The sequence below is a fragment of the Streptococcus infantis genome (assembly GCF_000963255.1).
Lineage (GTDB): Bacteria > Bacillota > Bacilli > Lactobacillales > Streptococcaceae > Streptococcus > Streptococcus nidrosiense.
The window spans coordinates 130,305-145,746 of sequence record NZ_JYOV01000012.1 but is presented as its reverse complement, the minus strand read 5'-3'; the positions used below and the strand labels follow the sequence as shown (position 1 = coordinate 145,746).

Here is a 15,442-nt window from a genome sequence, read left to right as displayed (position 1 = left end):
TTAGTACTCCAAATCATCAATATCCTGGGGTTGAGGATTGAGGATAACACTCTTGACACTGGCATCATGCATCTGAATTACCCGATCAGCTATAGGAGCTAGGGAGGCATTATGGGTCACGATGATAACAGTAGCCCCCTTCTTACGTGACATATCTTGAAGAATCTTTAGAACCTGCTTACCCGTCTGGTAATCCAAAGCTCCCGTTGGTTCATCACAAAGGAGAATTTTAGGATTTTTAGCCACGGCTCGAGCAATGGATACCCGTTGTTGCTCACCGCCTGACAGCTGAGCTGGAAAGTTATTAAGACGGTGCCCTAATCCTACATCCTTGAGAACCTGCTCAGGATCCAAGGCATCGGCAACAATTTCTGAAGCTAGCTCAACATTTTCCTTAGCAGTCAAGTTAGAAACCAAATTGTAAAACTGAAAGACAAAGCCAACGTCATCTCTACGATAGTTAGTTCTCTGATGAGAAGTGAAATTCGAGATATTGGTCCCATCAATCCAGACTTGCCCTTCATCGTTTGTATCCATACCACCAAGAATATTTAAAACGGTTGACTTCCCTGCACCAGATGACCCAAGGATAATGACTAGTTCTCCCTTTTCAATCTCGAAGCTGACATCTCGATTGGCCACGATTTCTGTATCACCAGTATGATACCTCTTATAGCTGTTTTTCATTTCAATATAAGCCATCCTATCTCCTCCTCTTCTATCCCTATTTTCATCTTTATTATAACTCTTTTGAGGAGAGAAAGAAAGCTTATCCCTGTAGACTTTAGAGAGATTTTCAAAGTCCTCAGATATGCTGAATCCAATTCAGTATATCCATTCCTTACTCACCATGTTTCTGATGCAATTCCTCTAGTTTGTTATTTTAGTTTTTTGTCAAATATCATCTTTGGTCTTCTTTTGCAATTAACTGTTTAGATAAAAAAGCGGACAAGACCAGCCTCTGTAAATCAGAAAACTAGTTTTGTCCGCTTTTTATTGTCGAGATTAGTCTCTTGGTCCAATCTCTATGACTTAGATGCTTTTACATCATCTTATTCGTCTTCTTTTTTCTTTCCCATTGCAAAGAGACCAAGTAGTGCTCCTACAACACCTGCTGTTGCAAGGGTTGCATTTTCCTTAGTACCTGTTTCAGGGAGGATATTTTGATGACTTGCAGGCGCTTGGTAGGTCTTGTCTTGTGACATAGCAAGAGCTACTTGTGACTGCTCATCTCTGTATGCTGGTGTTTCACCTGTAGTTGGGGCTGAACCATTCACACGTCCAGTAAATTCTGGAACTTGGTGACTAGTCCCTTCTCCACCAGGAACGCCACCTTCAAAGTGTGGAACTTGATGGGTAGTTCCTTCTGAACCATTTACATGACCAGTATACTCTGGTACTTCATGAACAGCAGCTTCTGCCCCATTGACACCGCCTGTAAATTCTGGAACCTCTACTACTGGTGCTGGCTCATCACCTGCTGTGCCAATGACTCCTGGGTACTCTGGGACTTCATGAACAGCTGCTTCTGCTCCATTGACACCACCTGTAAATTCTGGAACTTCATGGATAGCTGGATCTGTTTTACCAGATACTTCTTTCTTAGTTCCGACTAAGACAATCTCATCTTGCGGTGCGTCAATAGTTTCGCGAAGTTTTTCAGTACGGCTTCCATCTAGTGCTACTTCAGTCAGGATACGTTCTTTACCTTCACGACCTGCTTGAGTCACACGAGTTTCACCTTCTGGTAGAGTTGGATCTTCTTTCTTCACTGTCTTGAAGCTGAGAGTTTCTTCTACCACTTCTAGGCTAGGAAGCTCTTCCTGAACAGCTGGGGCAACTTTTCCAGTTTCAACCTTTTCTTTGGTCAATTGGATACGGTATTCCTTGACGTGTTTACCACTTTCTGAAACGAGACGTACCAAGACTGGAAGTTTATCGTCACCACTATCGACAACTGTTGCCGCTACGTTTTCACCAGCTTCAACGGTCACTTTAGGACGGTTTCCACTATAGGTTACTTGGTAATCCACACGAGCTTCAGAGAAGTCAGCAAGCTCTTTACCATCTACTAGAAGTTTAGAAGCTGTATTGTCTTTTGGTGCTTCACTTGGTGCGATAAAGGCCATTTCAGTGATAGCCACACCCTTCTTGTCTGCTTTTCTGTCCATGCGCCATCTCATAGCTTTAGCTTTGACTGGTGCAAAGGTTACATGGATGTCAGTTCCTGCTTGAACTTCTTGATCCGCACGGTATTCAACTTTCTCCCAGTTAGAAGGAGTGTTGAATGGATGTTCTGGATCGTATGGTTGGTAGTTAGAGTAATATTCTGGTGAATCAAATTCTGGTCCCACATAGCGTTCTAGGACGAGTTTAGAAGGTGCATCTGTTCCACCATCTGCAAAGAAGCGAATGCTTCCTTCAGCTACTGTACGTTCAACAATCTTACCATTTTCTCTGAAGATAACCCCTACTGAAACTTCCGGATTATCAGATGGAGTTGGAGACCAGTTGGTCCAACGGCGGGTTTCATCATCTGAACCATCGTTGACATAGTCTACACGGTCATGAGAGTTTGGATCAATATCGTTAGTTGCTGAGGCAAATGAACGGTTGCTATCATCATCGAAGTCAGGGTTGTCTGAAAGATTTTCTCCGAGTTTGTCTGTTACACGAACAGCTACTTCAGCAGTTAAATCAGTACCCAAAACGCGACCATGAACTGTAAATTCACCTGCTTTTGTTAGATTCTCTGCCGGGATTGCTTCCCAGTCAACAGCCAAGTCTTTCACTTCATAGTCAGATTTTCCTGTGAAGTAAACAGGAACTTTTGCTGGTAATTCAAGGGTTTGTCCTTTAGCAACCAAGCGAGATGATTTGGCAACAGCAACAGGTTTACTTGCGAGCAAATCTTTGTCATTTGTGAAGTGTAGGCGGTATTCACCTAGGATATCTCCGTTTTCAGCCTTGACAACAACACGGACTGGATCTCCTTCACCTACGCTTGGTACAACTGTTGCAATACCATTTTCAGTGACACTTGCTGTAACAGCTGGAGCTTTTCCTTGGCTTGCTTCTAGATAGTAGTCAGTCAAGCCTGGGTTAAAGTTTGGCAAATCTTTTCCATCTACTTGAATTTGTGCTTGAGCATTCTTAGCTGCAGCTACTTGTTTAGAGAAGATTTGCATTTCTGTAATAGAAGTTCCCCATTTACCATCTGGTCTAACCATGCGGATACGAACTGCGTAAGTGTTGACTTTATCAAAGCTAAAGTGGGTCATTTCTCCAGCTCTGACTTGATCTGGAGCCTTGAGATTTGTTACTTCTTTCCAGTTTTTATCGTCATTAAAGACATGGTCTTCGCGTGCTACGAAGCTTGGATTCTTAGGAACTGTTGGAGTTGCTGAACCGACATAGTATTCGATGACATAGGATTTAGGTGCACCAACACCGTGGTCTTCGTGGAAGGCTACATTGAGGTTATCAACTGATCGTTTAGACATGATACCAGAGTCACCAAAGAGAATTCCCACGGATGCTTCACTTGTACGGTTCCAGTTTGTCCAGCGGTTTGCTGGTTGATTGTTATAAGAAATCAATTTGTCATTGACATTGGCTACTGAGTCACTTGGATTTGAGTCTGATGCAAAGGCAAGTGGCAATTCTGAACCAGTCCACTGGTCAGAAATATTAGCACCAGTTTCTGTCTGAGCAGACACACGAACATGAAGTTTAGTTGGTAGTTGAGTACCTTCGACATGTCCTGTCACAGTAAACTTGCCTTCTTGTGCGTATTGGCTTGGTTCAATTGCGTCCCAAGTTACTTTAGCTGAAGAGACTTGGCCATTTGAGTGGTAAGTACGAACGCTCTCTGGAAGTTGAGGAGCTTCTGCAACTGGAGTTGTTACACTCACTTCTTCGACAGCAATGATACCTTCGACAGATACCTTAGCATGAGCTTCTTTCTCGATTCCTTCAACTTTACCTAAGATATCAAAACTATGGTATTTAGCAAGGTCTTCCTTAGCAACTGCTTGCCAAGTCACCTTGTGAACCTTCGGAAATCCTTTGTCATACTCTACAGTTACAGTAGCAGGTAGACTTGGTTCTTGGTTCAAACCTGTCACGACACTAACTGGACGGATGGCTTGGACAACTTTACTTTCAGTATTTGCTTGAATGTTCAAGTCAATCTGACCTTCTGCTCCTTCAAATTGAGCTTTCAGAGTTACTTGACCTGGTTTATGCAATTCAAGCATACCTTTACGAACGGCTACATCTCCTTCACCTGTAGTTGAGTAGGTAACCTTATCAGCTTTCAAGACTGCTTGTGTACCGTCTTGATAGTGAGCCAAGACCTTGATACCGACAGTTTGGTCTTCTTTCAAAGTAGCTGCATTTTCAACTTCTAGGCTCAAACGTTCAATTTGTGGAGCTTCTTGTAGGAATTGGATAGCATAAGTTTGTAGTGGGCCACCATCGTTTGGTTGGACATGGATGCTTGCACGCATACCATTTGCTTCGTTAGCTTGAATAACTGTCACTTGAGCATTTTCAGCTGTAGCTTTAACCTCTGGCAAAGCTACTCCATAAGCAAGCTTGTGATATTTTACAGGTTGGTCAGTTGAAAGACCTTCAACCGCTTGATCTGCTACAGTTACACTTGGAACTACTGGATTAGCAGCTTCCCCTTCTGCCACTACCAAGGTCGCAGCGATTTCTTCATCTTCTAAAATACCTTTTGCTGGGATGCGAGAGCCTGGGATTGCTAGTTTAGCTTGATCTTCAGCTGCAATTTCCCACTTATTAACATCATAGCTTGCTACAGTACCATCTGACAATACGTAGGAAACAGATTTGTCAACTGAACTTAGGTCTGTATTTGGAGCGATTCTCTTGACTACAGGCAATTCTGCTTCGAGAGCCAAGACTTCAACACGCGCTTCGACGTCTCGTCCATCTGCTACACCCTTAACAGTCACAATTCCTGGTTCATTGACATCAACTGCTGACCATTCTACTGGAAGTTTTGTACGGCTACCATCACTATAGATAAAGGCTACCTTCTTAGGCATTTTCGGTGCTTGACCGATAACAGTACGGACTTTAGCAACTTCTGTACCCAAGACAGTTTTTTCAGCTTGGTCTTTCTTACCTGTAAAGATAGTAGTTTGATCAGATTTCAAGAGATCAGAATGAGCAGTCAAGGTAAATTTACCAGCTTGCTCAGTTGATTTGACAATGACAATACCCTTACCATTGAAGGCCTTACGAACCCATGAACCATCGGCTTGTTCTTTGTAACGTTCACGGCTTGCTTGTTCACCGTTATCCACACCGACAATCTGACCTTGTCCATGCAACTGGAAGCGCACAAGGTTATTGGCAGTTGGAACTACATTACCAGCACTGTCAACGATTTCGTAGTAAATATAAGTGAGATCTTTTCCGTCTGCTGCGATAGCATTTTCTTCTTTGACTAGGCGAACACCTGCAGGTTCACCAGCAGTCGTAACCTTATCACGAGCAATTTCATTACCAGCCTCATCGCGAGCTACTGCTTCCAAGGTTCCAGGTTGATAAGCAACCTTCCACTCAAGGTAAAGTTCCTTGGCATTGGCACCTTCTTGGTAAGTACGGCCATCACTAGTTTGTTTCTTGTTAAAGGTTTTCTTACCTAGAGACTCGCCATTCAAGAACAGTTCCACACTGGCAGCATTTGAAAATGCACGAACAGGAATCTTACCATCTGCATCAGCTACATTCGCTTTCAGAGTAGGATCTTCCCAGTTCCAGTGAGGAAGGAGGTGAACCATTGGTTTCTTCTGAGCAGAAACCCATTGGCTTTGATACAAGTAATAGTCATTCTTAGGAATGCCAGCTGTATCTACGATACCAAAGTAAGAACTCTTAACTGGTGTGTTGTTTTGGTTGTGCCATGGAGTAGGCTCGCCGATATAGTCGGTACCTGTCCAGATAAACTGACCAGCATAACCAGCATTGTCTCGGTCAAAAGTCCAAGATGCAGTGGCTGTTTTACCCCAACCAACACGGTCATTACCATAATCTGATTGCTCATAATGACGATAAGCTTGGTTGCTATGAACTAGCTCACTTTCTGGACGGAAATAGCTACCACGAGTACGAGTTGCTGAAGAAGTTTCTGAACCATAAATCAACCAATTTGGATGTTTCGCACGAAGCTTCTTGTAGTTGTCTTCTGAATAGTTAAATCCAACCGCATCAAGTTCGTTGGCAATCTTTTCATGATCACCACTACCATCACCAAAACGGAACTTGTCTGCTCCCATAGTGACATAGCGTGTTTTATCAACAGCCTTGATCACTTGCACCAAGCGTTTAACCGTTGCTAGAGAACGAGCTTTACCGTCTGCCTCACCGATTTCATTACCGATAGACCACATGACGATAGCAGGGTTGTTCTTGCCTCTCTCGACCATTGTACGTAGGTCAAAATCAGACCATTTTTCACCTTTTTTAGCATCTGGGTGAGTGGCGTCTTTGTCAAAGAAACGTCCGTAGTCATACTGTTTCTTCCCACCGTACCAAGTATCGAAGGCTTCTTCTTGCACCAACAAACCTAGTTCTGCAGCGATCTGCAACGTTTGCTCACTAGCTGGGTTGTGGGTTGTACGGATAGAGTTCACACCCATATCCTTCATCTGTTTCAGACGACGGTATTCTGCCTTATAATTTTCTTCAGCCCCTAGAGCTCCGTGATCGTGGTGAAGAGAAACTCCATGGAATTTAATGCGTTCACCATTCAAAGAGAAGCCTTCATTTGGTGTCCAGTTATAGTAACGGTAACCAAACAAGTCCTTCTTAGCATCGACCAATTGACCATCACGATAAACACGAGTCACCAATTCATAAAGAGCTGGTTTATCGTTAAGAACTGTCCAGAGTTTTGGTTTCTCAACTTGCAAAATAGCATTCAAACTAGTTGATTGATGAGCTTTCAAGACTTGGCTATCTGTACGAACAACGTCCGTCACTGCTTGACCATTTCTTTCGATAATTTGGTATTCAGCAACAATTTCATGATCTTTGTCATCTGTATTGACAATCTTACTTGTTACATGAGTATCAACCTTACCATTTTGTTGTTTTTCAAGGTCTGGTGTTAAGATCGTTGTTCCGTTTTTCTCAGCATGAACCTTATCTGTGACTTGAAGGGTAACATCGCGGTAAATACCACTTCCTGAGTACCAACGGCTACTTGGTTGTTTGTTGACCGCATGTACAGCTACGACATTCTCACGACCATCTTTATTGAGATAATCAGTGATGTCATAAGAGAATTGGTTGTAACCATTTGGATAGTGACCAACTAGCTGACCGTTTACATAGACTTGCGAATCCATATAAACTCCATCAAAGACTAGGCGAACATTCTTGTTAAGGTCTTTTTCATCTAGTTTAAAGGTCTTGCGATACCAAGCATCCCCACCGTTGAGTTGTCCACCCTCATTTTGGGCAGGAGAATCATGATCGAAGTCATTGTAGATACTCCAGTCATGAGGAAGGTCTAATTTCTTCCAGCTTGATACATCTGCATCTGGTTTGATAGCGTCTTTAGCATTGGCATTAAGTTTAAAATGCCAGTTTTGGTTAAATTCTACTTTACGGTCCTCAACCAATTGATTTACCTCCTCGCTGGTAGCCGGTTTTAGGTCCGGTTTTTCCGTTTGAGCAGATTGATCTTGAGTAATTACTTGAGGTTTCTTATCTAGCATGGAATCCTCTTTTTTGTCAGAGTCTGATTGTAGAGTTTGATCGTCCTGTGCTTTTTCAGCTTCATGGCTTGGAGCAACCGCTTCATCAGCAACTGAATTTGCCGTTTCAACAAGGTTCTCTTTTTTAGATTCGTCCTCTACTTTTTCTGTAGCAACTGTAATCGGAGTTTCTTCCGCAGCTACTGGATTTGCACCAGCTACACTTGCTCCAAATAAGACTGAGCAAGTACCGATGACTACAGAGCAAGTTCCAACGGTAAATTTTCGGATACTATACACTCTTTTTCGATTCCAATGATCTTTTCCCATAAGATCCTCCTTATATTCGTAACCGCTTCCAATTTTATGTAAGCGCTCTACTTTTTCGGTAGTATTTTGTTTCTATTTTATAAAATAATATAAGAAACTTCAATACTGGCAGCATAAAAATCATACTTTTGATTCTTTTTTCTATAATTTGTAGAAAGTTTTGAAAATCTGAATGTACATTTAGTGAATGATTTTACTAAAAAAGGCGGTGGGACAGAAATAGATAGACAAAGTCTCGATTTCGTAGTCCCAGCCCCGCGAGAATGATTAGGTGCTTTTTGGAGTCTAATACTCAATGAAAATCAAAGAGCAAACTAGGAAGCTAGCCACAGGTTGCTCAAAGCACTGCTTTGAGGTTGTAGATAGAACTGACGAAGTCAGTAACATATATACGGCAAGGCGACGCTGACGTGGTTTGAAGAGATTTTCGAAGAGTATAAAAGACGAACAGAAAGTTCAATCAGCTACCGCGTCAAAGTTTGATTGCTAATAAAAAGTGAGGTCGGGATCTTTTGTCCCAACCTCTTTTACGGTCTATCAAACTGATATTTCCTATTAGATTATTGACTAGATTTCCCCTTTTCCAAAAGCTTGATCATCTCATTTTTACGTTCTTCAAGCTCGGCAATTTGTTTAAGCAAAAGCTCTGAAAAATCACATTCAAGATCTTCAGTTTCGCCACTATTATACCAATCTAGAGCTACTATATGATTGTCCTTATCAAAGCAGAAAATCACATCTCCATCCCCGATGATAGACAGAAATGGAATATAGTCAACAAATCCTAAATCATGTAATTCCTTGGTTTTTATTCGAATGTCTAGGAAGTCTGGGATGCCATTTGCAATTCCCAAGACCTTGATACCTCGGCAGAAGGTCCAAAAAGGAGCTACATCGTAAGCCTTGGCTCTTGGCCATAGCTCTTCTCTGACCTCCATAAAGAGACCTCCCAAAGATGACATGGTAAATTCTCTAAAATCTTCTGGCAGACGAATGCCGTATTGATTTTCATAATCCTGAACATCTTCTTCCAATGGTTCATTGCCCATGCAGGCGACAACTTGATAAGTTTCCTTATCATAGTGACGAAAATAATCATAAACTTCCTTGAGTGCCATTATCCAACTCCTTATCCTACATAGATATACTCAATAACCACATCACATAGTTGATGATCCTTGTCATAGCCAAAGTAAACAGGATAATTTCCATCTCCAAAACCAGATTGAATCATTGGAATAGTCAGGTCTGTATGTGGTATTTTAAAGTTAATCCAATCACCGCCTTCTCGTTGATATAGGGGATGTTCTATGGCATTTTGAGCAAAAATTTCCTCAAAGAAATCATCATAGATGTTTTTTTCAGGATTTTCTTGATACCATTTTTCTTCAAAATCACAGTAGGCATTTTTTGTCTCAACATCCACAATAGTTGCCAAGCCTGCATCGACTGAAAATCCAAAATAAGAATCTTCTTCAACAGAATCCAGGTTTTCAGTACCAGTTAAAGCTTCATAGTAAACAACTGGAAGTTTATCTGTAAATTGAACTCTTGTTGCAACATACCTATAATGATCTTCTTCGATTTTAACTACCAAGGTTTTGAGAGGAAATGTTCCTTTTGGAACGGTCTCTAAATAGGGTTTTTCATTCCTACGGAGCCAGACCAAGGGATCCCTAACTAAAATTTCTCCACTTGGGAAGGTCACTTCCCCCATATCTAAGACAAAGACTTCCTTGCCGTCTATTTCTTTCATCTCGAAACACGCTGCGTAATTGACAGACGAGGTCAAAATATGTTTGATTTCTTGGTATTTTTGCAACCATTCTTCAGAAACTTGAAGTTTTTCCATCGGTCTTTCCTTTCTGGTTTAAAACAAGCATGTGTTGGAGTTAAAAACCGGTTTAAATCGAATCTAAATAAACTACAAATCCATCTGGTAAGATGACTTGATGTCCATCTTCAAGCTGGCAATGACTAGCTAAATCAACTGAATCTCTATCTAAAACAAAATTCTCAGGAGACTGGTTAAAGATAGCCTGAACTTCTTTTCCCTCATAGCTCCATTTCAGAGCAAGAACATCTGGTTTCACTTCTTGCAAGCTATAGGAGCCATGCTGGATAATACTTGCCGCTTCCTTACGGACTCGGATTAATTTCTTCATGAAATTCAGCATGTCATTGTCTTCAGACACACGCTCCCAAGGCATGACACGACGGCAGTCAGGGTCTGGTCCACCAATTAGGGCCAACTCTGTTCCGTAATAGATACAAGGGGTCCCTTTTTGAAGGTAGAGGAAAGCTAGAGCAGCCTTGACATGTTGGAGATTGCCTTTAGCAGTTGTGAGGATACGCTCAGTATCGTGAGAATCCAGAAGGTTAAACATCACTTCTGAGATTTGTTGCTTATAGTACATTGACTGGCTATTGATTTCTGAAATGAACTGCTCCGTCTTTTTACGCTGACGCAAGAAATAATCCTTGATACTTTCAGAGAGTGGATAGTTCATAACAGCATGGAACTCATCCCCTTTTAGCCAAGGCTGAGAAGTATGCCAGATTTCACCCAAGATGTACAAATCAGGCTTTTTAGCAAGAACTGCCTTTCTGAAATCTCTCCAGAACTGGTGGTCAATTTCATTTGCAACGTCCAAACGCCAAGCATCGATATCAAAATTTTCAATCCAGTAGGTTGCAACCCTCAAAAGATAGTCTTTGACTTCAGGGTTAGCTGTATTTAACTTAGGCATATAGCTGGCAAAGGCAAAAGTATGATAAGGTAGTTCTCTTGGGTTCTTAAGTTTATCCTCAGTAACTGGAAACTCTTGAATATGGAACCAATCCTTATAAGCTGAATTTTCTCCATTCTTCAGAACATCTTGCCATTGGGCTGACTGATCTCCGATATGGTTAAACACTGCATCTAACATGATTTTGATGCCCCGTTTATGGGCTTCCTCTACTAGATTACGAAAGACTTCCTTGTCTCCAAAGTGACGGTCAATTGCAAAATAATCCGTGGTATCATATTTGTGATTGGTTGTAGCTTCAAAAATCGGACAGAGATAGAGCCCAGTGATTCCTAGGCCTTTGAGATAGTCCAGATGGTCGATAATCCCTTGCAAATCTCCACCAAAAAAATCATCCCTATCAGGCGCAATCTCAGCATTCCACGCTCGAGCTCCATCAGGAGTCAATTTAGGATTCCCATTGGCAAAGCGTTCTGGAAAAATCTGATACCAAACAGTATTTGAAACCCAACTAGGAACTTGGCAACCGTCGATTTCGTGAATGTAAGGAAGCTTGAAACCATTACCTTCAGCATCCAAGTTTTCTTGAGTATGGTCCACACAACCCTTATCACCGTAGAAAATAGCCTGACCTTCCTTATCAAGAAGTTCAAAGAGATACTGAATCCGTGCAAAATCAACAGAAACCGTAACCTGCCAATAATCAAACAAGGCGTCTGAGGTTACTTTGGTCATTTCATTCTTAGCTTCATACTTATCCTCAATGAAAATAAAAGGATCACCATAATGTAAAATGACCTTCTGGACATCATCCTTCTTGCTTCTAATTCGGATATGTAGCTGACCTTCTTTGTACAGATAAGCATACTCTGATTCTGGTCTATGATAAATGGCTGTTAATTCCATGTCTTGTCTCCTAAATAATCATCATCAACAAAAGTGCAAACGTTTTCATGATTGCTAGTTCTAGTATACTATTTTAACTGTTTATTTGCAATACTTGGTCAAATTTCACAAAAAACAGCACAAAATAGATACTGTAGACTAATCAAGAAATTTCAGCACCTATCAATAAAAAAGCTCTCAAAATCAGCCTCACAGCCTAGTCAATCTGACAAAGGGCAAGTTCTTTTAATCCTCTGTCGTACAGAAAGGTTAAACAATAGTTGTCTGTTATATTTTGAACCTTATGTTTACTCATTCCTCTAGGCATGGCTATTTCGCACAATTCTCTTGTTGCCAGAGAAAATAGCTTTTGCTTGCCCTTCCAGTCATCATTCTTAAATAGGGGGCTCAGGATAAGATAAGGCGAATCCGTAAAAATTCCATTTACACCAGCTTTTCTGCCTGAAGCCTTTAAATGTTCAGATTCTAATAACTTTTCGATAATACGACCATCACTAGAGATTTTAACAAGGGCATAATAGTCCATGCCCCATTTATTGACAGAGGTTTGACTTTCTCCAGAGCTAAAGGCATAGAGGTCTTGCTGCCAACATTTCATACTATCGATTTTAGGACTAGCGTCCGAGCTCCTGTCGTGGTGGTTTAAATATTTTTTATCAATATGCGAATAAGTGGTCCACTTCGCCTGCTTTTTCTCTCTATCAAATTCTAAAAGAGCAAAATTTCTTGCCTGATTGGTATAAACTCGATTTTCAAAACACACGGGGATCTGGTTGCTATCTGAAACTATTTGAAAATATCTCTCTTGTGCCTTTTTAGGAAGTATACTTTGCGGATCCTTTATGGCAATGATTTCTGGATGAGAAAAATCACCAGTATAATAGACTATTTCCTTACCAGCCTTGATGATGCCAATATTTTGTCCATCTGTAAAGAGTAGAGGCTCTTCCTCCCAAACATGGTCACAATCCCAAGCATCTATCTCCTTCACACCCAAAGGCGATACTTCAAGCAGACAGTAGCGATTGAAAGCTTCCTTCTCACTGGTCAAGACAAAGGCTCTGCCATCCTGTAACATGACAGAATTGAAAACACTATTGTAGTCCTTGTCTAGTTCCCATTTGTTCAATAGGCTTAACTTTAACTTCCCCATTTTCTTCCTCCTAATACTCAATGAAAATCAAAGAGCAAACTAGGAAGCTAGCCAAAGCTGTACTCGAGTACGGCAAGGCGAAGCTGACGTGGTTTGAATTTGATTTTTGAAGAGTATAAACAATCACCATTCATTGATGGCAAATAGAATGGCTAATCGAATATTTCTTAGCAACTGATCCGAAAGTTCATCGTACACTTGACCCAGTCCCTTATCTTGTACCAGCCATCCAGGTTCATCATTCCAGGAGCCCATTCCTCCAAAAACATCCGCTGCACTTGCAACTCTAAATATATTTTGATTTTGTGGCGGAATTTGAGGCTCCGCCAGCACCTTAGTAGCATCAAGGGTAAGTAAATGGTTTCTAGCAGAGTGAAAGACTTTTGCAAAGTTCTCACATTCAATTTTATTTGCTAGATCTTCTATACGAGCCAATATGTCCTTAAATTCTTCCATATTATTTTCATAGTGGGGAATATCTTGAGAAGACCTTTCCCATTCATACTCGGTGTAGGTAACATCCCAGCCCCTTCCTGGGGAAGCAACGTCCCAATTTGGTAGGAAATAACTTGCCTTCCCATCTTTATAAAAACAGAGAATTGAACTCTGTGTCGTATTGGAGAAACCTAAAATACCTCTGTCATTTACTGAGATAGGGCAAAATAATTTTAAGTCCTTCAAACCTTTTTCCTTAAGATTTTCAAACCAATCAGATACAGATAGTTCTATAACTTCCCCCTTTTCTGACGGCAAAATTTGAAAGCAAATCTTATTGATATATTGGTCAGGATGATACAAGATTGCCTGATTAGTTTTTAAAGCCTTCCTAGCTGCTGCCACGATACAGGCTATCTGATACATTTGTCCATTCATTTGATCTCATCCACTATCCCTTCAATCAACTCCGTAAGACTTTCTGCTACATAGATAATTTCATCAGGATCATGGATGTAGCAAATAATCTGCCCTTCCTGCCCCTCTCGGTCTGGATCAAAATCCAGCATAAGATAACAAGAGTCACAATACTGGGCAAAAGGAAGCCATTTTTTATTAAAAAGATAGGGTTTTATTCTACTATCACGCATATTTTCCAGGTCTTGACTAGAAAAATAGTCGGGAAATTCTGTTAACAGAGCATCTCTATTTTGAAAGTATTTTTTACAACTTTCCATTTCCTGCAAACTCATTAGAGAAAAAGGCAGCTCTCTCTGGTCAATCACACAAGGTAAAATAGAGAAGTATTTACTCCCATTTTTGTAGTTATAAAGCGCTTTGAAGTCACTAGGTAGACGAATACCAAATCTTTCCTCAAAGGCTTGAAGCTCTTCCTCGGAAGTACCAGAAATATTCTGATAATCAGCCAGGTATTCCTCTTCCACAGGATCATCCAAATCCCAGTCTTCAAAATACTCACAAATATAAGTTTCTATTTTTTTAACTTGGTCAATTAGTTGCATCATTTCACCATGATTTCTTTATTTTATCTGTCTTCCAATGCTTTTTACCGCTTATAACTTGTTTTTTCTAGGAGAAGGGGTTCAGGATTTTGCTTAATCCAAGCAATAGCTAGCTGACATAAACGGTCTAGAATAGCTTCATCATCGCTTTCTTTGCTATGGATTTGCGTAATGACTTGCTTGCTTTCTTCCAATTCTTGGTCTGAAAGGGGATTTCCCAGAGACAAGTATTGAGGGAGAGCCTGAAGCATTTTTCTATAGTCCCTGTCCCAGTTGGCCCCACCATTGCGATCCAGTTCATCTCGAACTCGACCTGGGATACGGATAACTTCTCCCTGAATAGTTTTTGCTGCGCCACTTGAAGAGATTAAGAAGGACCAAAGTTCCTCATATTGCTCCTCCCAAGTTCCTTCTTTTACGAGAATCGGAGAAACTCCATCATGGCTTATTCGTTTGGCTACTGGCTTGACATCAAACAAACCGTAAAGTTTGGCTAAACCTTTATCTGCTGCTTCTAGATAGTCAGGATTGATTCCTTCTCTATGAAATTCAAAATCCTTACCGATATTTTCGACCTTTTCTTTCATAGCAGGCGTTTTTTTAGCACCAGCATCCAGCAGCATTGTGGCGATTTCAGCTGTTTGGGCAATATAGATTCCCCGACAGACAGTGAGAACTGAGTCTAGTGGAGTTTGTCCCCTATCATTTTTAGGGTTGACATTTGCTCCCTTTTCTAAAAGAAGCGCAACGGTCTTAGGATGAAAAAACTCAGCTGCCATGTGTAGAGGTGTATTTCCATAAGTATTGCTTTTTTCAATATCTGCTCCCAATTCAAGCAAGAGTTTTACAGTATCTCTCCCCATGGTTGCCTGACGATACAAAGGAGTCGCTCCATAATAATCAGGGATATTAATATCTAAGCCCTGGTCGACAAGCCATATAACCAGCTCATCAGGAACCCCACCAAAATGCAGAGCCGTACTTAAACTATATCTCCCGTTATGGGCAGTTAGCTCACACTTGTCATACACGGCCTTTAATTGGTCAATATTGCCGTCAGTTAGTAGTTCGTTAAAATCTTTGGGTAAAGTTACTCTTTTCTTTGCCATT

The 15,442-nt window shown here is 41.0% G+C and carries 8 protein-coding genes and 2 pseudogenes; all 10 read right to left on the bottom strand.

The window, feature by feature from the left end; all coding sequences use genetic code 11:
- The 10 genes and pseudogenes from TZ96_RS05420 to TZ96_RS05375 all read right to left on the bottom strand — a co-directional run bounded on the left by TZ96_RS05420 (position 1) and on the right by TZ96_RS05375 (position 15,441).
- Entirely contained in the window at positions 1–702 is a 702-nt protein-coding gene (locus tag TZ96_RS05420; RefSeq protein ID WP_045763216.1) for an ABC transporter ATP-binding protein, read from the bottom strand.
- Between the two features lie 350 nt (positions 703–1,052).
- Positions 1,053–7,712: pseudogene (bgaA, locus tag TZ96_RS05415) on the bottom strand (LPXTG-anchored adhesin/beta-galactosidase BgaA); the annotation flags it as partial.
- 185 nt (positions 7,713–7,897) lie between these two features.
- Positions 7,898–8,066: pseudogene (locus TZ96_RS11115) on the bottom strand (YSIRK-type signal peptide-containing protein); the annotation flags it as partial.
- A gap of 560 nt (positions 8,067–8,626) precedes the next feature.
- Positions 8,627–9,184, bottom strand: a complete 558-nt coding sequence (locus TZ96_RS05405) for an SMI1/KNR4 family protein (protein ID WP_045763214.1) — start codon at positions 9,182–9,184, stop codon at positions 8,627–8,629.
- Positions 9,185–9,195: 11 nt separating this feature from the next.
- Positions 9,196–9,918 carry a DUF4241 domain-containing protein gene (locus tag TZ96_RS05400; protein WP_000413612.1) on the bottom strand — a complete coding sequence of 241 codons (723 nt, stop codon included), beginning with the start codon at positions 9,916–9,918 and terminating at the stop codon, positions 9,196–9,198.
- 52 nt (positions 9,919–9,970) lie between these two features.
- Complete coding sequence (locus TZ96_RS05395; RefSeq protein WP_045763213.1) at positions 9,971–11,722, bottom strand: glycoside hydrolase family 13 protein; 1,752 nt, start codon at positions 11,720–11,722, stop codon at positions 9,971–9,973.
- Between the two features lie 196 nt (positions 11,723–11,918).
- Complete coding sequence (locus tag TZ96_RS05390; RefSeq protein WP_045763212.1) at positions 11,919–12,875, bottom strand: hypothetical protein; 957 nt, start codon at positions 12,873–12,875, stop codon at positions 11,919–11,921.
- Positions 12,876–12,998: 123 nt separating this feature from the next.
- Positions 12,999–13,748, bottom strand: a complete 750-nt coding sequence (locus TZ96_RS05385; RefSeq protein ID WP_045763211.1) for a hypothetical protein — start codon at positions 13,746–13,748, stop codon at positions 12,999–13,001.
- Positions 13,745–14,332 (bottom strand): SMI1/KNR4 family protein, encoded by a 588-nt coding sequence (locus TZ96_RS05380; RefSeq protein WP_045763210.1) that lies wholly within the window; start codon positions 14,330–14,332, stop codon positions 13,745–13,747. Before TZ96_RS05380 ends, TZ96_RS05385 begins: the two co-directional genes overlap by 4 nt.
- 44 nt (positions 14,333–14,376) lie before the next feature.
- Positions 14,377–15,441 (bottom strand): ankyrin repeat domain-containing protein, encoded by a 1,065-nt coding sequence (locus TZ96_RS05375; RefSeq protein ID WP_045763209.1) that lies wholly within the window; start codon positions 15,439–15,441, stop codon positions 14,377–14,379.
- Position 15,442 lies beyond the last annotated feature (1 nt).